This window comes from Paracandidimonas lactea (assembly GCF_021653995.1).
Taxonomy (GTDB): Bacteria; Pseudomonadota; Gammaproteobacteria; order Burkholderiales; family Burkholderiaceae_B; genus Allopusillimonas; species Allopusillimonas lactea.
The window spans coordinates 196,158-216,187 of record NZ_JAJJOZ010000003.1; the positions used below are offsets into that span (position 1 = coordinate 196,158).

20 protein-coding genes and 1 pseudogene are annotated in these 20,030 nt (G+C 56.9%); 10 read left to right on the plus strand and 11 right to left on the minus strand.

Translation table 11 applies throughout. The annotated features are described in order from the left end of the window. Position 1 precedes the first annotated feature (1 nt). Entirely contained in the window at positions 2 to 1,204 is a 1,203-nt protein-coding gene (locus LOL23_RS07770; RefSeq protein WP_237173426.1) for a M24 family metallopeptidase, read from the plus strand. Between the two features lie 134 nt (positions 1,205 to 1,338). On the opposite strand, the gene LOL23_RS07775 is transcribed toward LOL23_RS07770, so the two are convergent. The 11 genes and pseudogenes from LOL23_RS07775 to LOL23_RS07820 form a co-directional block, all read right to left on the minus strand. Continuing rightward, positions 1,339 to 2,193: an amidohydrolase family protein gene (locus LOL23_RS07775; RefSeq protein ID WP_237173427.1), complete on the minus strand. Its 855-nt coding sequence runs from the start codon at positions 2,191 to 2,193 to the stop codon at positions 1,339 to 1,341. Positions 2,194 to 2,206: 13 nt separating this feature from the next. Next, positions 2,207 to 3,181 carry a Bug family tripartite tricarboxylate transporter substrate binding protein gene (locus tag LOL23_RS07780; protein WP_237173428.1) on the minus strand — a complete coding sequence of 325 codons (975 nt, stop codon included), beginning with the start codon at positions 3,179 to 3,181 and terminating at the stop codon, positions 2,207 to 2,209. Positions 3,182 to 3,212: 31 nt separating this feature from the next. Next, positions 3,213 to 4,157: a polysaccharide deacetylase family protein gene (locus tag LOL23_RS07785; RefSeq protein WP_237173429.1), complete on the minus strand. Its 945-nt coding sequence runs from the start codon at positions 4,155 to 4,157 to the stop codon at positions 3,213 to 3,215. Further along, on the minus strand, positions 4,157 to 5,098 hold the full coding sequence (locus tag LOL23_RS07790; RefSeq protein ID WP_369414104.1) for a polysaccharide deacetylase family protein: 942 nt from the start codon (positions 5,096 to 5,098) through the stop codon (positions 4,157 to 4,159). The genes LOL23_RS07785 and LOL23_RS07790 overlap by 1 nt, the downstream gene beginning before the upstream one ends. Beyond that, on the minus strand, positions 5,074 to 5,742 hold the full coding sequence (locus tag LOL23_RS07795; RefSeq protein ID WP_237173431.1) for an isochorismatase family protein: 669 nt from the start codon (positions 5,740 to 5,742) through the stop codon (positions 5,074 to 5,076). Before LOL23_RS07795 ends, LOL23_RS07790 begins: the two co-directional genes overlap by 25 nt. A 69-nt stretch (positions 5,743 to 5,811) precedes the next feature. Beyond that, positions 5,812 to 6,807 carry a tripartite tricarboxylate transporter substrate binding protein gene (locus tag LOL23_RS07800; protein ID WP_237173432.1) on the minus strand — a complete coding sequence of 332 codons (996 nt, stop codon included), beginning with the start codon at positions 6,805 to 6,807 and terminating at the stop codon, positions 5,812 to 5,814. Positions 6,808 to 6,861: 54 nt separating this feature from the next. Then, on the minus strand, positions 6,862 to 7,563 hold the full coding sequence (locus tag LOL23_RS07805) for an amidohydrolase family protein (protein ID WP_237173433.1): 702 nt from the start codon (positions 7,561 to 7,563) through the stop codon (positions 6,862 to 6,864). Positions 7,564 to 7,706: 143 nt separating this feature from the next. Then, positions 7,707 to 8,531 carry a GntR family transcriptional regulator gene (locus LOL23_RS07810; protein ID WP_237173434.1) on the minus strand — a complete coding sequence of 275 codons (825 nt, stop codon included), beginning with the start codon at positions 8,529 to 8,531 and terminating at the stop codon, positions 7,707 to 7,709. Between the two features lie 298 nt (positions 8,532 to 8,829). Then, positions 8,830 to 9,279 carry an acyl-CoA thioesterase gene (locus LOL23_RS07815; protein ID WP_160980158.1) on the minus strand — a complete coding sequence of 150 codons (450 nt, stop codon included), beginning with the start codon at positions 9,277 to 9,279 and terminating at the stop codon, positions 8,830 to 8,832. Positions 9,280 to 9,637: 358 nt separating this feature from the next. After that, positions 9,638 to 9,733, minus strand: a pseudogene (locus LOL23_RS18970) (helix-turn-helix domain-containing protein); the annotation flags it as partial. 67 nt (positions 9,734 to 9,800) lie between these two features. Beyond that, positions 9,801 to 10,517 carry a GntR family transcriptional regulator gene (locus tag LOL23_RS07820; RefSeq protein ID WP_160980160.1) on the minus strand — a complete coding sequence of 239 codons (717 nt, stop codon included), beginning with the start codon at positions 10,515 to 10,517 and terminating at the stop codon, positions 9,801 to 9,803. A 107-nt stretch (positions 10,518 to 10,624) separates the two neighbouring features. On the opposite strand from LOL23_RS07820, the gene LOL23_RS07825 reads away from it, so the two are divergent. From LOL23_RS07825 to LOL23_RS07865, 9 genes are all read left to right on the plus strand, one after another. Next, positions 10,625 to 12,364, plus strand: a complete 1,740-nt coding sequence (locus tag LOL23_RS07825) for an acetolactate synthase catalytic subunit (RefSeq protein ID WP_160980162.1) — start codon at positions 10,625 to 10,627, stop codon at positions 12,362 to 12,364. A gap of 37 nt (positions 12,365 to 12,401) precedes the next feature. Then, positions 12,402 to 13,286 carry a branched-chain amino acid ABC transporter permease gene (locus LOL23_RS07830; protein ID WP_160980164.1) on the plus strand — a complete coding sequence of 295 codons (885 nt, stop codon included), beginning with the start codon at positions 12,402 to 12,404 and terminating at the stop codon, positions 13,284 to 13,286. Continuing rightward, the gene (locus LOL23_RS07835) at positions 13,283 to 14,275 is read left to right on the plus strand and encodes a branched-chain amino acid ABC transporter permease (RefSeq protein WP_160980166.1); all 993 of its coding nucleotides are present in this window, start codon (positions 13,283 to 13,285) and stop codon (positions 14,273 to 14,275) included. The genes LOL23_RS07830 and LOL23_RS07835 overlap by 4 nt, the downstream gene beginning before the upstream one ends. Next, positions 14,268 to 14,987: an ABC transporter ATP-binding protein gene (locus tag LOL23_RS07840; RefSeq protein WP_160980168.1), complete on the plus strand. Its 720-nt coding sequence runs from the start codon at positions 14,268 to 14,270 to the stop codon at positions 14,985 to 14,987. Before LOL23_RS07835 ends, LOL23_RS07840 begins: the two co-directional genes overlap by 8 nt. Continuing rightward, positions 14,974 to 15,684, plus strand: a complete 711-nt coding sequence (locus LOL23_RS07845; RefSeq protein WP_160980170.1) for an ABC transporter ATP-binding protein — start codon at positions 14,974 to 14,976, stop codon at positions 15,682 to 15,684. The genes LOL23_RS07840 and LOL23_RS07845 overlap by 14 nt, the downstream gene beginning before the upstream one ends. A 57-nt stretch (positions 15,685 to 15,741) precedes the next feature. Then, positions 15,742 to 16,989: an ABC transporter substrate-binding protein gene (locus tag LOL23_RS07850; RefSeq protein ID WP_160980172.1), complete on the plus strand. Its 1,248-nt coding sequence runs from the start codon at positions 15,742 to 15,744 to the stop codon at positions 16,987 to 16,989. A gap of 30 nt (positions 16,990 to 17,019) precedes the next feature. Next, positions 17,020 to 18,066, plus strand: coding sequence for a zinc-dependent alcohol dehydrogenase (locus LOL23_RS07855; protein ID WP_160980174.1), 1,047 nt, complete (start codon positions 17,020 to 17,022; stop codon positions 18,064 to 18,066). Positions 18,067 to 18,210: 144 nt separating this feature from the next. Next, positions 18,211 to 19,230 (plus strand): cyclase family protein, encoded by a 1,020-nt coding sequence (locus LOL23_RS07860; RefSeq protein ID WP_160980176.1) that lies wholly within the window; start codon positions 18,211 to 18,213, stop codon positions 19,228 to 19,230. Between the two features lie 4 nt (positions 19,231 to 19,234). Next, positions 19,235 to 20,011 carry an SDR family oxidoreductase gene (locus LOL23_RS07865; protein ID WP_237173435.1) on the plus strand — a complete coding sequence of 259 codons (777 nt, stop codon included), beginning with the start codon at positions 19,235 to 19,237 and terminating at the stop codon, positions 20,009 to 20,011. Positions 20,012 to 20,030: the final 19 nt, after the last annotated feature.

Below are 20,030 nucleotides of genomic sequence, written 5' to 3' on the forward strand. Positions count from 1 at the left end.
CATGACACCCACGAAGTGCTGTCCCCCTGGCCATTTGCGTGAACGCATCGCCATCCTTGAATCGGAATGTGTGGATCGAGGGCTTGATCTGGTCATTGTCTACGGCAAGGGGAGTAACCTCGGGCCTGCGACTAAAAGCCACGGTTATATGCGGTACCTGTGCGACTGGAACGGATACCAGAATGACTCTGTGCTGATTCTGACGCCTGGCAAGTCCCCGGTTCTTCTTGTTGCGGGCATCTTTCTTAAATTCCGCGCCGACCGCTATTTCTGGATAGAAGACACCCGATTCATAAAAGCCGCAGACACCGGCGCTTACCTGGGACGTCTATGCGCAGATATATCGCGGCCCACGGGATCAATTGGCGTCATCGGCTTTGGCGAGATGCCTGCCGCTGCATGGAATGCCTTCAATGATAAAGTGCCAGGCCTAGAACTTGTGAACTTGGAAGGGTTTGTAGATCGGCAACGATTGATAAAAACGGATGCACAGTTGGGGCGGCACCAAGCCGCCGCGGCACTATGCGACCGGATGTTTGAAACATTGCGCCAGGAAATCAAGACACCGCGGCCCAGCTTTCAACTACAGGCGGAACTGGAACGTACCGCGCGCTATGCCGGTGCGGAGTACTGCATGACCTGGCTGACTGTTGGCCCCCAAGCGGATTATTGCCGTTTCTTCAACGATGAGTGCGAGCGAACGCCACAGCCGGGCGATCAGGTATTGCTGGGCATCTATCTGATGCTCGATGGACACTGGGGGCATGCTATCCGAAGCGGAACGATGGGCCGCGCTACAAGAAATCAGGACACTGTTTTCGTTTCCGCCCAAAAGATGTGGGAGGCCATGAAGCAACAACTAATCCCTGGCGCGGATCTGGCATCGGTTCATCAGGCGGCAGAAGACGTCATCATGGGCGATTATCCAGCATTGAGCGGCCAAATCTTCCGGTTTCGCCATGGGCACGGCCTGGGGCATTCATATGAAGATCCCATAGCCAGCCTTTCGTTCCCGCAAGCGTATGACGGCGGAGCGCAACCTCAATCGTTTGCTGCGCAGCCGGGCATGTTATTTGAACTGCATCCGAATCTGTTCGTGCCAGAACTGGGAGGCGCCGCCATTGGTGACATGGTTGCTACGCTGGAAACCGGCAATCGTACACTGACCAATTACCCCCGGGATCACATCAATTGGCTTGAGTGAGTGCAGCCTGCCTTGTATCGCCAGCCATACAGGAAGTGTCACAACCACGTGTGTTCTTTGTATGGCGGGGCTACGCCCGAACTATAGGGGCGGGCTGCGCTGATAGTCACCATTGCTGCCCCAAAAAATTGCCGCTAGATGTTGAGCAGCCGCTTGGCATTCTGGCCAAATGCGCGGGCGAGCGATTCGGGCCTGAACGGAAGTTGGGCGAAATCCTCAACAGTGGCCTTGAGGTTGCGCAAAGGATAAGCCGTGCCGAATAAGTACTGATCTTTCATAAAGGAGTTAGCCGCCTCGATATAGGGGGCAGTCCCGGGACGAAACTGCATGGAGTCGGGCGATACGTAGACGTTAGGATGCTTCATTGCAATGGCCACCGTTTTCATTACCTCAGGCCACGCACCATGCACGATAATGATCTTTAGATTTGGGAACTTTGTGGCCACACGGTCAATAGGCGTGGGGTCGGCATAGCTGACATCTGCGCCCGCAAGCGGGCCTGACATGATCGCCACTGGACAATCCAGCTCTATGCATTTTGCGTAAATTTTGTCCAGGCGTTCATCATCAGGGTGCCCAGGAAGCGCCCGGCAGGGTTCGATGAATATCCCTTTCAGGCCTCTGCGGCCGACGAACTCGTCGATTTCATCAATAGCGTTGTGCAACACGTTCGAGACGTCGATGCCCGCAAAACCTACGATTCTGTCTTTGTACGTACTCTGAAGTTCGCAGATATGGTGATTGGACAGTACGCCAGCGGGAAAATGTAATGTACCCATGTTCACAGCTGGACTATTGCGGCCCATTGCAACGCCTACTGAAATGCCGGCCTCATCCATTTCTTTAATGAACAGATCTACCGAGTCCGCCATGAACGCAGGTGAGGGCTTTGCGCCGCTGCGCGCTTGCAGGCTGGAAACAAAATCCTTTCGAAAATACGCATTGAACTCTGGCGTGGGAGGGCGGCAGCGGAAATCAACGATATACATTTCTTCTCTCTCTTTATTGCATCTGAATATTGGCGCCTTTTATCACCTGTGCCATACGGGTTCGCTCTTCCGCCAAATATGCCGCAAGCGTCTCTGGGGAACTGTTATCAGGTGTGAGCCCCTGCGCGGCGAGGCTCGAAATGACGCCGTCCGTGCGAAGGGTAATGCCGGCGTCGTGACGCAAACGCTTCAGAACCTCACGCGGCGTTCCGGCGGGGGCCAACAGCATGAGCCTAGAGGTAATGTCGAAACCGGGGAAGCCCGATTCCGCCAGGGTGGGAACATCGGGAAGTGCGGCGAGCCGCTGCGGCGTGGTCACAGCAAGCGCGTGCAAGGTACCCGCGTTGATCTGCCCGATTACGGCAGTCGTTGTCGAGCAGCTAAGCGCGACTTCGCCCGCCACTAGCGCGCTCATAAGCTGTGATCCACCCTTATACGGAACATGGGTAAAGCTTACGCCAGCGCGCTTGGCGAGCAACTCTATACAAAGATGGGCGCCTGTGCCGATGCCGCCGGTGCCATAGAATGTCCTGCCTCCCGCAGTGCGCGCCTGCCTTATCAACTCATCCAGCGTCTTGTATAGACTGGATGTCACGACGAAACCCGTCGATGCGACACCGCTTACCGGCACAAGATCGGTGCCGATGTCATAGTTGAGCTTGCTGTAGAGTGACGGGCTTGTCGTCAGCGGCCCGCTGGATCCCAGCAATAAGGTATGGCCATCCGGTGCGGATCGAGCGACATAGTCTGCGCCGAGATTACCCCCGACGCCGGGACGATTCTGCACCACAACAGCCTGCCCAAGAAGCGGAGCCATGCCTTGCGCCATCACGCGCGCTGCACTGTCGGTGGCTCCGCCCGCAGGAAACGCATCCACGATCAGTACGGGCCGGCTAGGGAACTCATCTGCCAATGTGATACACGGCAACATTGACGTCGTTAATAGCATGCCTAAAACGATGTGTTTGAGCTTGAGCGTGCGCGCCATTGCTTTCTCCCTGGATTCAAGTCTGGTATGGCTAGCCGTGCTGGTTGCGGGCCATCATCGGGTTAGCGACAAAATCTTTGATGAGGCTCGATGCGGTCGCGCTGTATACTTCTTGGCGCCCTGTAAGATTCTCGAGCACGTGCTCCAGATGCTTGATCCGGTGCGGCTGTCCCATTAACCATGGGTGTAACGACAGCGAAAGGATTCTCCCTCCCTGCCTGCGCGCCTCTTCAATCAGCATATCGGCTGCATCGATCACCTGCTGTCCCCAAGAGACTTCCGAGTGCAGGTTGTCCATGATGACTGTCTTGTCCTCAAGCTCCGCGGACAGCGGCATCGCCCATAACTCACCAGCACTCGTATGAAAGCGGTAGGGCATGTCATCATTGACCCAATCGCAGAAATACTCAATGCCTTCCGCTCGAATAAAATCTGGCGTTTTCCAACTTTCAAAACGACCAGGTGACAGCCATCCGCGTACGTGGGCGCCGTGATTGCGCAACGCATCGATGGTGCGTCGTATCACATCTTTTTCGACTGCTTCATCCAGGCCGGTCGCATGGGGTGTGTCCATATTCCAGGAATGCGCAATCACCTCGGCACGCCTGTCGACGATCTCGGTTAGTAAACGCGGATAGCGCTGCGCCATCTGCCCGTTTATTGCGAAGGTGGGTTGTATGCCATAGCGATCGCAGGCCCGGAGTATGCGGAAAACACCGACCCGGTTGCCATAGTCGCGCAGACTGAAATGCCGCAGATCTGGATACGGCATCGTCATATTGCCGGAGACAGCCACCGGTTTGAGCGCCGGATTTAGAGGGTAGCATTGCAATGACACATTGACCCACAATGCAAGCATTTTTCCGTCTGGCCACGCGACCTTCGGTCGGTCTGCAAGCATCGACCATTTGTAGCGGTCATGATCCATGCCATATTGGCGCGATGGGTGTTGTCGGATCCCCTTGCTCTGAGTCATCAGAGAACTCCTTGGGGCACTTTGGAAATAGCCCGCGAACTGTCGCCGTAGTGATGCTGAAGATAATATTCAGCAATCTCGCGCCCCGTCGTAATCCAGACGTCAGGATGGCCGGTAATATATTCAAGCGCTTCTTCAAACGCCTTGATCCGATGTGGGCAACTCACTTGATAATTGTGGGTTGGAATACACATAACGGTGCCCGACTCTGCGCCCTCCTGATACAGACGATCGAAGCAATCCTTTAGAATCTGGCCGTAGCGCCGTGGTTCCAATCGGGAGACGGTCAACGCTATCGTGTCGTTCATCTCCAGCGAGTAGGGCACGGAGATAAAGGGTTTTCCGCTGCGTGTGTGGATGGGCGTGGGTTGATCATCATGGAATAGATCGCATGTATAGAGACCGCCGAGCTCGGCAAACAAATCGATCGTGACTTCGCTGTGTGACAGCGCAGGCGCGAGATACCCCACAGGCCTCTGGCCGACATGGCGCTCGATAATGTCCATAGACTCCTGAATCATGTTCCGCTCCTGTGCTTCCGAGAGCCCATATGTATAGCGGGTGTTGTAGATCCCATGCGTGAAGAATTCCCACTCGCGCTCGCGGCACATTGCGACGATCTCGGGATGGTGCTCGCATAGCGCCGCCGATAGTGAGACTGATCCGCGTATCCCATATTTGTGCAGCAACTGCATTTGTCGCTGATGACCCACTCGGTTTCCGTAATCCCGCAGGGAGTACCCGGGCACATACGGTGCCGCATGGGGCCATGGCGCCCGATATGAATTGGACGGGGGATCTAGCTCATAGAACTCGATATTCGGTGCCACCCAAAATGCCACTCTCGCCTTCTTTGGCCAGACGATGCGAGGGCGCCCTTCGTAGGGCCAGTAATCGTAATAGCCCGGATCGCTTTTCATCGGACCTTCCCTTCCAGCCATGCTAGAACCTCGGCAATATCGAGGACATCCGCATACTTCAGCATCATGTCAGCAAGGTTGGCAAAGTGCGGGCTTTCATGTTTATCAGCTACGCATTGTTCGGGCACGATCGTTCGATAGCCGCGCGACAGCGAATCGATGACCGTCGCTCTCACGCAACCCGACGTGGAGCCTCCAGTTACAACCAGCGTGTCGACTTTGTGCCAGGTAAGCAGCGACTGTAGTGGTGTCTCGAAGAATGCCGATGCCATACGTTTGTTGTAAATGATATCCTGGTGCCGATCAATTTCAGCGCGACTGTCAAACTCCGCGCGTCGGCTTCCCACCTTTATGTTCTGCAAAGAGTCGGGGGTGTTAGTTCGAGTTCCCCATACACCCGCGTCTTCTCCGGAAGGCAAATAGGCAACATAGGTCCACACCACAGGCCAATTCAATGCGCGAAAGCCACGCGCCAGCGCATTCACATAATTGATCTGCCCAGGATCCGTTTCATACGCGCTATGAAACTCGTCCACCCGCGTGTAGGCATTTTGAAAGTCGATATTGATGAGTGCGGCCTTCTGGCCAAACCCGAACCGCGCGCGGTGAGGGTTTGCCTTGACTTCGTACCATATCTCACGTGCTGTCTTGCTCGATAACTCCATCGATCGCTCCCGCTTCATTACATTCCGGTGTGGCTGTCCGAAGCTCAGCTACCCCATTTCGCTATGTTGTCAGTGCACGGTAATCGCGCCTTGCCGAATTACTTGGTTCCACTTCGCAAGTTCCGTTTCCACAAATTTGTGAAACTCCTGTGGCGTGCTGCCTACTGGCTCGATTACCTGTTGATCCAATAGCTTGCGCACCTCTGAGTCCTGCAGTACTGAAGCGATGTCCTGGCTCATGTTATCGATGACGCTTCGAGGGGTTCCGCCCGGCGCCCAGAGCGAAAGCCATGAGCTGACGTGAAAACCGTGAACACCTGCTTCGATCATGGTCGGAATACTCGGCAGTCGTCCGATCCGCTTGTCGCTCGGTGTGGCTAAAGCCCGGAGCTTCCCGCTCTCTACCAGAGGAATCAGTCCTTGGGCCGAATCAATCATCACCTGAATTCGTCCCGCCACAAGCTCCGCTGTCGCCGGGCCAGCGCCCCTGAACGGGATGTGCACAATGTCGGTTTTTGTGGTTTGCTTGAACAGCTCACCTGCCATGTGTGGACTGGTCCCCAGGCCTCCAGATCCGAAGTTCAGCTCGCCCGGGTGGGCTTTAGCATGCGCAATCAGGCCCGCTATGCTGTCAACGGGCACGGTGGGAGAAACCACCACCAAGAACGGCAGTTCGGCCAGTAAGGAAACGGGCTCCAGTGTCTTCATTAACTGATACGGGACATGCTCCTGCAGCGCTGCATTGATGACAATAGATGTGCCTGCAAGCAAAAACACCGAGCCATCGGCTGGCGCCCGAGATACGAACTCAGCGCCAATGTTTCCGCCGGCTCCCGGCTTGTTTTCAACGATGACGGGTCGCTGCCATCGTTGAGCAAGTTTTTCAGCGAGCACTCGCGCAACCATGTCGGTCACGCCTGCTGGCGTGAATGGCACCACGATCTTCACCAGTGGCGCGGGAGCCGCCTGCACTGCCTGTACGGCACCTATATTCAGCACGACAAGCAATGACGCGAACTGCGCTGCAAGCCACGCACACACGAATCGCGACGGGTTCCGTTTCATATGTTTCCCCTTGTAGGCATCAATACCAGCGGCTTTTGGCGCCGCCTATTGTGTTCAAATATCGAGCTTCATCAGCCGCGCAGCGGTCGACCGGAATATTTCCTCAAGCACCTCCTCCGGCAACCCGAGGCTCTGGTAGCCCCGCACGGCAATCTCCAAGGGTCTGCTCGGGTAGGCCGAAGCAAACACGAATCGTCGCCGTGCGATGTTTCGGGCTGCCTCCGTATAGTCCTGATGCCCTGGCATACCCACGTGATACATATCCGGCATGAGGTATACGTTCGGCCTGCGTGCCGCTACGCCACACATTTCAGTGACATAGGGCCAGCATCCGTGCGATACCACGATTTTCAACTCGGGAAACTTCGCCGCAAGCCTATCGACCTGCAGGGGGCCGCCGAAATGCACGCCTGCTCCGCCCATCGGGCCCAGCGTCAATACCGCTGGGAAATCATGCTTCAGGCAAAGTTCGTAAAATGGGAACAGCCGCTGATCGTCCGCAAACATCTGTTCCTCGTATCCGCCAGGATCAAGCGCTATGCCTTTGAAGCCATACTCTCGAATGAAGGTTTCCGCCTCCTGCACGCTGGCTTGGCCCCGGAATGGATTGGCACCTGCCAGGGCGTAGAAGCGACCAGGATACTTGGCGCATACATCTGCCATGTCTGCGTTGCTCACTTCGCCGCGAAAATCCGTGCATTGGCGGCCGTTCATGACACCTGCGGCGATTCCTGCACGATCCATCTCTTCGAACATGAGGTCAACGGAGTACGACCTCACGGAATCTGCAACTGGCACTCCTTGTATGGCATTGAAATGCGTATAACCTTGTTCATTCCATATCGCGGTTTGGAGATAGCCCTGCACGGGTGGGCGCAGGCGAAAATCGATGATGTGACTCATGGTTTTTTGTCAGTTGAAGGAAAGCTGTTGGAAGATTCTTCTAGTTGCGTCACGGACTCGGCGCCCGCAACCCATATTATTGTTTCCCCATCCTGCGCGCCGGATAGCAGCATGTCGTACTGATAGCGATCTGGGCGGAATTGCCCATACAGCAACATGACAGGCCGATCGTTCTGATCGAATACGATGCGACGAGCGGTCAACAGGGCTGCCCCAACGCTGACCTCCAGCAACGGAGCCACGATGGAATCAGCCAAACGGGCCGATAGGGTTTGCCGCACCACGCCGATCTGGACACCTGCCTTTTCCAGCAAACCCATGACGGTGTGGTCGCGTAATGCGTCTGCATCAATGTGTTCACCCAAGACGGGTGGCAGGTAAGTGATGATGAACGAACGAGGCCCTTGGCTGATGCTGCGTACCCGTACTATCTTCTTGACCTGATCATTTGGGCTCAGCGCCAGCGCGTCCGCAACAGCATGCGAGGCGCACACGTAGCCGCACTCGATCACACGTACGGTGGTATTGCGCGTAGCGGTTACGACGTTTGTTAGAAAGCCGCTGCCATTCTGTATGGATCGAGCGGCATGCCCCTTGCGGTATTTTGGGCTCGGCCGCGTGACTTTGCCGCGTCCGCGCTCAATAATGCCTTCCACCGCCAACTGTTCCAAGGCTTTACGGATGGTCACGCGAGCAACGCGGAACTGCCCGGTCAGATCAAGCTCACCCGGCAACCCGTCTTCATAGTGCCCCTCTTCCACCTGCTCTTTAAGCAGGAGGTAGATGTGGTGGTACTTTGGTAGTGGCAAGTGCGTAGACATGCCTGCCACTCTATGGTTATCAACATGTATCGTCAATGGGACAAGTTGCGAACAAAATGTTCCATAGGGATATCGATACTGTCCATCTGTTCAAGTCGTTTGCATGCCGAGAGATCCGATTCTTTCGAGATTAGACCGTTATCGCGAAACAGAATTGGCAGAGCGTTCTATTGATCCACGCTGTGAAGTTTCTGACAGACGGGCGGGCTAGCCTGAATAAAAGCATTACCCAGTCACCGGAACAGGTTGTATCTGTCTTCTGTAATTGTTGAGTTGCCACACGAACGCCTGCAAGGCTTTACAGCGGCGCATCCACCAGCATAATTCTCCCCAGCGTCTCCCTGAGCGCTGCGGGCAGCGGCGTAGGCTTTCGGGTTTCGCGGTCGACGTATACGTGCACAAAATGCCCGCACGCTGCCGCCGCCTCTTCGCCTTGTTTGAACACCCCGATCTCATATCGCACGCTGCTGTTGCCCAGATGTGCAACCTTCAGGCCGATATCCAGCGTGTCCGGAAAGGCCACTGATGAGAAATACCGGCAGCCGGTCTCGACCACCAAGCCAATGACTTGGCTGCGCGCGATATCCAGCAGCCCGTTATCGACCAGATAGCGATTCACCACCGTATCGAAGTACGAGTAGTAGGTGACATTGTTCACGTGCCCGTATACGTCGTTGTCCATCCATCGCGTGCCCAGGGACAGGAAGAACTTGAAGGCGGTTCGTTTGGGTGGGTTTTTGTCTTTCATGGATGAGAATAATAGTCTTGGGCTGCGCACGGGTACAGTGGCAGTCCGCTCGCGCGGAGGGACAGGTAGCTTGGTCTAGGGCATACGCTTTCTCCCGTTGCACGCCATGTAGCAGAGCTATCGTCCCGTGACCGCCTCCCCGTGCTCCTTGCACATCTGCACAAACGCTGCTGCTGCCGGCGGGCTTGTTCGTGTCTTGGGCCGGCTGATGCATATTGTCCAGTAAGGTGTCGGGGTATGCTGCCTTGTAGTGCATCAGGATGCCGGGCAATGCGTGGGTGGCGGTTGACGGCGCTACGGCAATCCCAAGCTGTCCGTGCTTGCCGGCCACGATTTCCCTCATGCGCGCGCCGATGATTTATTCCAGCCGGCGGATATTTGCGCTCAAGGCCGGCTGCGAAAGATGGATGAGTTCCGCGGCGTGATTGAAGCTGAATGTACGTGCGACGGCAAGAAATGCCTTGAAACCGACACGATGCCCCTTTCGGCAACTAGCGCTGTGTGCCGGCTATGATCGACCCTTATCCCTCTTCCGCAGAGGGCAACGCATCCAGTATTGCTCTTCCGCCGTCTAGGATGTCGTGGCGAATTGCAGCTTCTGCCATGTCTGGGTCGCCCTGTGTTAATGCATCTAGCAGGGATTCGTGGGGGTGTGCCCCGTTGGCGGCGGGGCCTGCTTTCTCGTACAGAAAATTCAGATAGGGCCCGGTTCTGGCCCAGAGTGACTGTATCGTGGCAACGAGTTCGTGGCGCCCGCTGAGTTCGTACACGGAAAAGTGGATGGCACGGTTCAGCCTCAGGGTTGTACGATAATCCCGGCGCTTCTTGGCGGCCATCATCTGACGGTGGAGCACGGCGATGGCGCCGATCTGCTCTGCGCCCAATCCGGTTTCGACACAGCGCTGCACAGCGCAGCGGGCAGCCAAGCCCTCGAGTGCTACACGCATATCACGTAGCTCAATGAACTTCTCACGATCCAGCATGGGCACCGTGACGGACCGGTTCGGATTCATATTGAGTGCACGTTCGGCCACGAGTTGCAGCATTGCTTCGCGTACGGGGGTTTGGCTGACGCCAAGCCGCTCAGCCAGAACGCGCCCCGTCAGTTTTTGTCCCGGCAGCAGCTCACCTCCTGAAAGCCATTCGCGCACAGTTTGATAGACGGTGGCGGAAAGGCTGAGGTGGGTGATTCGCCCTTCAACAGGCGCTGGCAGGGAGTGCTGTACGGAAGTCGACAAAATATGCCTCGTTTGCTTTGCCCAGATTCTACTCCATGCATGTCTTGGTTGACAGAATTATATATTTTATAGAATATACGAAAAACCACTTAGATCAGGAGACAAGTATGCGTTCCCCCGCCGCCGAAATAGCGCTTCAATCCCGAGGCCTGCTCTATCCGCACAGCGTTGCTCACCGGATCGCGGAGAGTCTGGCCCGGCATGAAGTCACGCACATGTTCGGCCAAAGCCTTCCCTCGCTCATACACTTGGCTGGCAAGAAGTTTGGTATTAAACAAGTTGCTTACCGGCAAGAAAACACCGGCGGCTACATGGCGGATGCTTATGCGCGCATAAGCGGCAAGGTGGGGGTGGTGACGGCCCAGAACGGCCCGGCTGCGGCCTTGCTGGTGGCACCCATGGGTGAGGCGCTTAAGGCGTCTATTCCACTCGTGGCCCTGGTTCAGGATGTGAACCGCGACCAGACAGATCGCAATGCGTTTCAAGAGCTGGATCATGAGTCCATGTTCCGGCCTGTGACGAAATGGGTGCGCCGTGTCATTGATCCCAATCGCATCGATGATTATGTCGATATGGCCATCACTGCGGCAACCTCGGGTCGCCCTGGGCCTGTGGCGCTACTGCTTCCGGCGGATCTTCTGCTGCAGGAGCCCACGACGGCCAAAAATGTACGCAAGAAGGCGTTGGGTCGATATCCCCTCGACAGAGCAGCCCCTGATGAGGCAAGCATCAAGCAGGCTGCCGACTTGCTTGCAAGCGCGCAACGCCCCCTTGTGATTGCGGGGGGCGGGGTGCATTTGTCGGGCGCGGCGGAAACATTGGCGCAACTGCAAGAACTCGCGCATCTGCCGGTTGCTACCACGGTGATGGGCAAAGGTTCCGTGGATGAGCAACATCCACTTTCAGTGGGCGTGGCGTCATACTTTATGGGACATAACGGCAGCACCCGGCACTTGAAGCCGCTTATCACCGATGCCGATGTTGTCGTCCTCGTGGGCAATCGAACAAACCAGAACGGCACGGATTCATGGGCTCTTTATCCGCGCAATGCCCGGTACATTCACATCGACATCGATCCGCAGGAAATCGGGCGCAACTATGAGGCAGAGGTGCGTCTGACAGGCGATGCCCGCGTGACGCTTGAACGGCTAATTGCGGCACTCAGGGACACCAACCTGGCGACGAGAGCGTCCGCCCGCGCATTGGTTGAGCAGCAGATCGCCGATGGTAAAGCCGCGCATCGCAAGGAAGCCGCCGACTTGACAGGGAGCAATGCGTCGCCGATTCGACCAGAACGCGTCATGGCCGAGATCGATCGCCGCCTCACAGCCAACTCTATCGTGGTGGCAGACGCGAGTTACTCCTCCATTTGGATCGCGAACTATTTGCAATCGCGTCGGGCCGGCATGCGTTTCATCACACCACGCGGCTTGGCGGGGCTGGGATGGGGACTGCCCATGGCGTTGGGGGCGAAGGTCGCCGAACCGGATGCTACGGTCTTTTGTGTGGTGGGCGATGGCGGTTTTGCACACGCCTGGGCGGAGCTCGAAACGGCAGTGCGCATGCGCCTGCCGGTGGTGTTGGTCGTGCTCAACAATGGAATTCTTGGTTATCAGAAGCACGCGGAAAACATCAAGTTTGGGGAGTTTACCGATGCCTGCGCATTTGTGCCGGTCGACCATGCGGCGATTGCGCGTGCAGTCGGCGCGGTTGGTGTGCGCGTTGAAAACTGCACCGATCTTGGCCCCGCACTGGACGAAGCCGCTGGCAGCGGCCGCGTTACGGTGATCGACGTGGTCACTGATCCGGAAGCGTTCCCGCCCGTAACCTGGTACGAAGCCAACTGACGGGCGACAGAAGCCTGTGGGGTAGAGGAGGGCGGCTATGCAAGCGACGCTTCAGTTGGTGATATCGGGTCTGTTGTTGGGCGGCATTTACGCGCTGGCCGCAATGGGTTTAAACCTGATTTTTGGGGTTGCCAAGGTGGTGAACTTCGCCCACGGGGAGTTTCTAATGCTGGGGATGTATGCAGCATATGGGTTCTCCGTGTATTTCGGTATCAACCCATACTGGGGCGCAGTGCTAGTGTTCGTGCTGGGGGCGCTGGTCGGTGTGGTGTTCTATTTGGGGCTGATACGATTCACCATATACAAAACCGAGCTCACCCAAGTGTTTGCAACGTTGGGCGTCGCAATACTGCTGCAGAATCTCGCGTTGATGGCCTTCTCCGCCGATTACCTTACTGTGCAGGTGTTTTCAGCTGGCAATGATTCCATCCCGTTCATGGGTGCATATATAAGCACGACCCGCCTCATGTCGTTTCTGTTTGCGATGGCGGCCATGGCCCTGGTCATGTTGTTCCTGAAGAAAACCTACATAGGCAAGGCCATCGAGGCAGTGTCTCAGGATCTGACCGCCGCCCGGCTGGTAGGGATCAATGTTCACAAGGTGTTGATCGTGGCTTTTGCGATAGGTATTGGCCTCACCGCGCTTGCCGGATGTGTACTGGTGCCGAGTTTCTATGCGTTTCCCACGGTTGGCTCCAGCTTCGTGCTGATCTCCTTTGTGGTCGTCGTGCTGGGCGGGCTGGGTAATGTGCCGGGCACCGTCGCAGGGGGCTTGCTGCTCGGTGTGATCGAAACGATCGCGGGGTACATAGAGCCCGACTTGAAAGAGGCCACCTACTTTGTTCTGTTGATACTGCTGCTTGCGTTCCTACCCAGCGGGATGTTCGGCATCAAAGGCGCGGAGAAGGAGGGGCTGAAATGACCTGTTCCTGGCTGGATTGGAAGCGTGCGGACGCCATCGCCGCAGCTGGGCTGGCCGGGGCAGTGATTGCCGTCCCGCTGTTTCTGGATGACAAGTTCTTCCTCAACCTGGTCTTCCTGGTATTTTTGTACGCTGGCCTGGCATCTGCATGGAATCTGCTGGGCGGCCTTGCGGGCCAGTTTTCGCTGGGGCATACGGCCTTCTTTGGCATCGGTGCCTATGCGTCCACACTGCTCTACACCATGGCTGGCGTTTCACCGTGGTTTGGCATGTGCCTCGGCGTACTGTTGTCGCTTCTGCTCGCGTTTCTGATTTCATACCCGGTTTTCAGGTTGCGGGGCGTGTTCTTTGCCATGGCGACAATTGCAATGGGAGAAACCGTCAGAATCACGCTGTTGTGGGCCCGCGCCAGGCTGGATCTGCCCTATGGGTTGAGCGTCAACTTCGAACCCGCGTTCGCCAACATGATATTTGCCGACACCCGTGGCTATGCGTGGCTCGGCGGCGCATTCATGCTGCTCAGCTCGGCCATCTGCTACATGCTTATGCGGACCCGGACAGGTTTCTATCTGCGAGCCTTGCGTGATAACGAAGAAGCGGCGCAGTCCGTCGGTATTGACTTGCGCCGCTACAAGTTGATCGCCTTCTTGCTGAGTGCGGGGCTGACGTCGATTGGGGGCACGCTGATGGCGCAATATGTGCTCTACATCGAGCCGGCTACGGTTTTCAGCCTGACCATATCCATCGACGTGGCGCTGATGTCCATTCTCGGCGGCATCGGTACCATCTTCGGCCCGCTCATTGGCGCGGTGGTCACTTTGCCGCTGCAGGAGTTTCTCAAAGACTGGCTGGGCCCATACGGCGCCGGGGCGCACCTGGTGGTCTATGCGCTGATCCTCATCGTCATCGTCATGGTGCTTCCCGAAGGCGTGATGGGTGTATGGCGCAAACTGCGCAGATTCTCGGTAGGAGGCCGACGCCATGCTTGATGTTCGCAATGTCGTCCGCCGTTTTGGTGGTCTCACCGCAGTCAACGATGTGTCCATGGGAGTTGCCGAGAACGAGATCGTGGCGCTGATCGGACCGAACGGTGCGGGCAAGACAACCCTCTTCAACTTGATTGCAGGGGTATTGCCCGTAGATCAGGGCGCCATCACATTCAATGGGTGCCACATATCTGGATTGGGCAGTGCCCGGATCAGCCGACTGGGCCTGGCACGAACGTTTCAGATCCCCCAGCTGTTTGCAAGCATGACTGCACTCGAAACGGCGATGATTGGTGCGCTAACAAGAACACGGTCTATAGACGAAGCGGGCAGGAACGCAGCGCAGGTGCTAGACCTTGTGGGGTTGGGAGACAGAAAGAACGATGCGGCTTCCACGCTGACCATCAGTGGTAAGAAGCGCCTCGAAATCGCCCGCGCGCTGGCAACCCGGCCGAGCATGATTCTTCTGGATGAGGTTATGGCGGGCCTGAATCAACCAGAGGTGCACCGGCTGCTGGATCTGATACGCAAGCTGCGTGAAGGCGGCATGACGGTGCTGCTCGTGGAGCACAACATCGAAGCCGTGCTGAATGTAGCGGATCGTATCGTTGTTCTGGACCAGGGAAAGAAGATCGCCGATGGGCCTCCCCGCCAGGTATTGGGTGAAAAGGATGTGATCGGCGCATACCTGGGGGAAGCGTATGCCTTTGCTTGAAGTCAGTGGCCTGCATGTCTCTTACGGAGACACCGACATTCTGTTCGGGGTGGATCTGAACATATGCGAGGGCGAGATCGTTGCGATTGTGGGGTCGAACGGCGCAGGCAAGACAACGTTACTGAAGGCGTTGGCCTGCCTGCATCACGGCAAGCAGGGCGTGATCAAGCTGGACGGAACAGATATGTCTGCCATGCCGGCGCACCGTGCGGTGGAGAGTGGCGTCGTCTATGTGCCGGAAGGGCGCCGCCTGTTTCCGCGGCTCAGCGTACGCACCAATCTAGAGCTAGGCGCCTATGCGCAGCATGCGCGCCCGAAGATGCTTGAAACCCTCGAAACCGTCTATGGCCTGTTTCCCAAACTGGCGGAGCGTGAGGGGCAACTGGCCGGCACGTTATCCGGCGGCGAACAGCAGATGTGTGCGATTGGAAGAGGCCTTATGTCTCGGCCACGCCTGCTCCTGATTGACGAGGTGTCACTGGGGTTGGCGCCGGTCATTGTCTCGAAGGTGTACGAGGCGATTGCGGAAATCCGCCGTTTAGGAACGTCTATCATCCTGGTCGAACAGAACGTCAGGCTGGCGTTCCAGGCGGCCGATAGAGGGTATGTAATCAATCATGGAAAGGTTGCACTGGAAGGCCCGAGCAAGGACCTGAACGACAACCCGGAAGTAAAGAGGGCCTATCTGGGGATGTAGTACAGCCCCGCTGCACAAGACCCCGATAAGGGGCCATCAACAACAAGGGAGACATATATGTACAAGAAAGTGCTGCTTTACATGGGGCTCGCCATGGCGTGCGCCGCAGCGCCCGCACAGGCGGAAATCAAGCTCGGCGTTCTGCTGCCGTTGACGGGGCCCTTGGCATCTCTGGGTAACGACGTCAACATGGGCTTCGAACTGGCGCGTGATCTGATCAATGCAAAGGGTGGTGTCAACGGCGAGAAGGTGACGTTCGCAACCGCGGATGTGCCTGGCTCCAACGAGGCGACGTCGCAGGCCAATAGGCTCATTACCCGCGACAAGGTTAACGTGATATTGGGCTCGTACGCGAGTTCGATCTCGTTTGCGGCGAGCCAGGTTGCTGAACGCAATGGCGTCATCTATATCGAACAGGGGGCTGTGGCTGACGATATCACCAAGCGCGGATTCAAGAATCTGTTCAGATTCATTTACCCCGCAACAGAGCTGGGGAAGGGCGGCGCGCAGTATGCCACAGACAAAATTGTGCCCCAATTGGGCATTCCGCTCGAAAAGGTGCGTTTTGCGATCATGAACGAGGACAGTTCGTACGGCGCAGCGGTGGCCGAAGGGGCGCGAAAATGGTTGCAGGAAAAAGGCGCGCAGGTCGTTGCGCAGGCTGCGTACAGCTACAAGACGACGGACCTTTCCTCGATCGTGCAACGGCTGAAGTCTGCCGAGCCTGACATACTGATCGCCTGCTCCTATACGCCGGACGGAATTCTCTTCTGGCGGCAGGCGCGTGAAGCCAATCTCAATCTGAAGGCGTTGGTGGGGAACGGCGGCGCGCATAACATACCTGACTTTGCGAAGGCTCTGGGTAATGACGTGAACGGCATTTTTAATGCGGGCACATCGGCTTACTTCAGCGCCGAAGGCCTCACGCCTGAAGCAGCTGCGCTATTCAAAACCTTCCATGCCGAATACGAGAAGAAGTTCAATCGCAAGCCTTCGGCTCACTCGGCGATGGGGTTCAACGCTATGTGGGTTGTGCTGTCGGAAGTTTTGCCGGCCGCGGGCGGAACCGACCCGAAGAAGGTGCGCGAGACGCTGCTGGCGTTGGACAAGCCCGTGGGGTCGACCATTGTGGGATGGGGCGTGAAATTTGATCCAGCCACTGGAAACAATACCCGGGCGTTCCCGATGATCGATCAATGGCAGGATCAGGAGATCAGGACAATCTTTCCTGAGACCTTCGGGCTGACCAAGAAGATCACTGTTCCGCTTCCTGCCTGGGGAGAACGTGCAAATGTCGGGCATTGAAAACGTAGGGTGCGGAACAGGGGAGTAACTATGCTTGCTGTGAGGAAAATCGGTCCTGTTCCGGGCATCAGTGTCGAGAACGTGGCGGCGCCTGCTGCACCGGAAGTGGATGAAGTGACGATAAAGGTTCATGCGGCGGGAATTTGCGGCTCGGACCTCCATGTGTACGAATGGAGCGCGGGTTACGAGTTCATGCGCTCACGGCTGCCTGTGACGCTGGGGCACGAGTTTTCCGGCAAGGTCGTGGCCATGGGCGCTGGTGTTGGCAGTGTTTCCATGGGGGATCGGGTGGCCGTCATGCCGACCAGTAGTTGCCTGCGTTGTGCGCGTTGCCTGGCCGGCAACGCGCACCTGTGCATGGACCGCAAGACGGTGGGGCTGACACGTGACGGCGCCTTCAGCCAGTACGTGAATGTGCCGGCCATAAGTTGTATCAAGCTCGCTACTGGCACCGACCTTGTCCTTGCCGCATTGATCGAACCCTTGAGCGTTGGTGACAACGCAGCTGAGGTTGGTGGCGTGGCCTCTGGTGACACAGTTATTGTGCTGGGGCCAGGGACGATTGGCCAGGCCATCATACGCGCGGCGCGATGGCGTGGCGCCACGCGTGTCATTGCTGTTGGCATGAACGACGAGGCCAGGCTGCGCACCGCAGCGGCAATGGGTGCGACAGACGTCATTGATCTGGCAGCGACGCCTTCGCTAAAGGAAGGCGTGCTGGCGCTGATGGATGGTGCCTTGGCTGATGTTGTGATAGAGGCCACAGGTCGCGCATCCAGCATCTCTGACGGTCTGTCTGTACTGCGCAAGGGTGGGGTATTGGTCACCGCGGGTATTCACTCACAGCCTGTCTCCTTTGATTTGACGATGTTCGTTCGCAACCAGCAGCAGTTGCGCGCCGCACATGGGTCGCGTCGGCGATCCTGGGAGGTGATCGCGCAACGCATCGCTAACGAGCCAGAGTCTGTGAGGCCAATGATTTCAGCCGAGCTTGACCTCAAGGATGCGGAGGAGGGTTTCCGGCGCTGTTTGGAACGTGAAGTTTCGAAGGTGATACTTCGGCCTGCGGGCGCCTAAGTGACGCTTAAGTGACGCCTAAGTGACGCCTAAGTGATGCTTAAGTGGCGCCTGAGTAGTGCCTGAGTAGTGCCGTGATGCCATAGCACGAACATCTGAACGGCATTAGGGTTGGATAGGGAAACCAAGCAAAAGGGGGCATTTATGCTGGAGCGTTGGAAGGTTCGTCCTGAGAATTCGAACTGGGGGGATTTCGGGCCTGATGATGAAATTGGAAGGTTGAACCTGATTACGCCCGACAAGCGGGTCAAGGCAGCCAGGGAGATCCGAACCGGGGAGGCATTTTGCCTGAGCTTGCCGCTGGACCTGCCGGGTGGTACAGACCTGAACCCAAATCGCAAACCGCCAGTCAGGCACGTGGCCATCCGTAAGCAGGGTTTGCCTAGCGTCAACTACCCCTTGCATTTGGAAGATGCGCGTTATGTTGACTGCTCATGCGATGATTCCGTTACCTTGTTCACGCAGTACTCAACCCAGTGGGATGCCCTTGCGCATGTAGGCCAGCATTTCGACGGTATGGGTAACGGTAATGCGCAGCCAACCTATTACAACGGGTTTCGCGGTGGCCTGGACATCCTTGGCCCGGATGACAGGCAGGGGCCTGTGGCGTTGAGGCTGGGCATTGAAAAGATGGCGGAAACCGGGGTGCAGGGTCGCGGCGTGTTGCTGGACCTGCATGCGCATTTCGGCGACGCCCGTACGCTTGTGGGTATGGATCTGCTGAAGCAGGTTATCGACAAGGATGGTGTCGTTATCGAGGAGGGCGACATGTTGTGCCTGCACACAGGCTTCGCGCAGAAGCTTGTCGATATGCAGGGCAAGCCTGACCCTTATGTTCTGCATCATAGCTGCGCGGTTCTGGATGGACGTGATGAGGCATTGAAGCAATGGATTGCCGACAGCGGGATATCAGTATTGATTGCGGATAATTTCGCGGTTGAGGCATACCCTTACGATCACGGTGACTGTGTCAGTTGCGAAGGTTTGCCCCTGCACCAGGCGTGTCTCTTCCGTCTTGGTATCAATCTTGGCGAGTTGTGGTATCTCACACCGCTTGCCCGCTGGTTGCGCCAGAGCAAGCGGCACCATTTCATGTTGACGTGCCCGCCCCTCAGATTGCCAGGGTCTTTCGGATCTCCTGTAACTCCTGTTGCAACGGTATAAGAACATGGATGCTATTCAACAAAGGACCACGCCGAGAACAGCGTTCGTTACCGGCGCTGCACGCGGCATAGGCTTTTCGGTAGCTGAGCGACTGTATGCCGAGGGCAACAATTTGGTGCTGCTTGATGTTGACCTAGAGCACGCGCAGCAAGCCGCTTCGCGTCTCGATAAATCGGGTACTCGTGTATTGGCGATCGCGGCGGATGTGTCGAGCCAGGAGCAGGTCGACAACGCGGTGCGGCAGTCGCTGGATCGATTCGGGCGTATTGATATTCTGGTCAATAACGCCGGAATATCACCCAAGCACGATGGCAAGAGTGCGACGGTCGCGAGCGTTTCGGTTGATGAGTGGCGGCGGGTCATTGATGTGAATCTCACCGGTGTATTCCTGTGCGCTCAGGCGTGCTTGCCGTCGATGAAATCCAGTAGGTGGGGCAGAATCGTCAATATGTCTTCCCAAGCGGGCAGAACGGTGTCGACCATCGCGGGTGCGCATTACGCCGCATCGAAGGCGGGCATCATTGCGTTCTCCCGCACCCTGGCCGCAGAGGTCGGGGTCTTTGGCATTACGGTCAACTGCGTTGCGCCAGGCCGCATCATGACGCCGATGGCGGCGGAAGCGGGGGAGGAAGCCAATGCACAGTACCTCAAACGGATCCCGGTTAATCGGCTCGGTCTGCCGCAAGACATCGCCGAAACGGTGACGTTTTTAGCGTCGGATGGCGCGGGGTTTATTACCGGTGCAACGATCGATGTAAATGGTGGGTCTTTTATGAATTAGTGCTGTAAGGGTCCTGCAC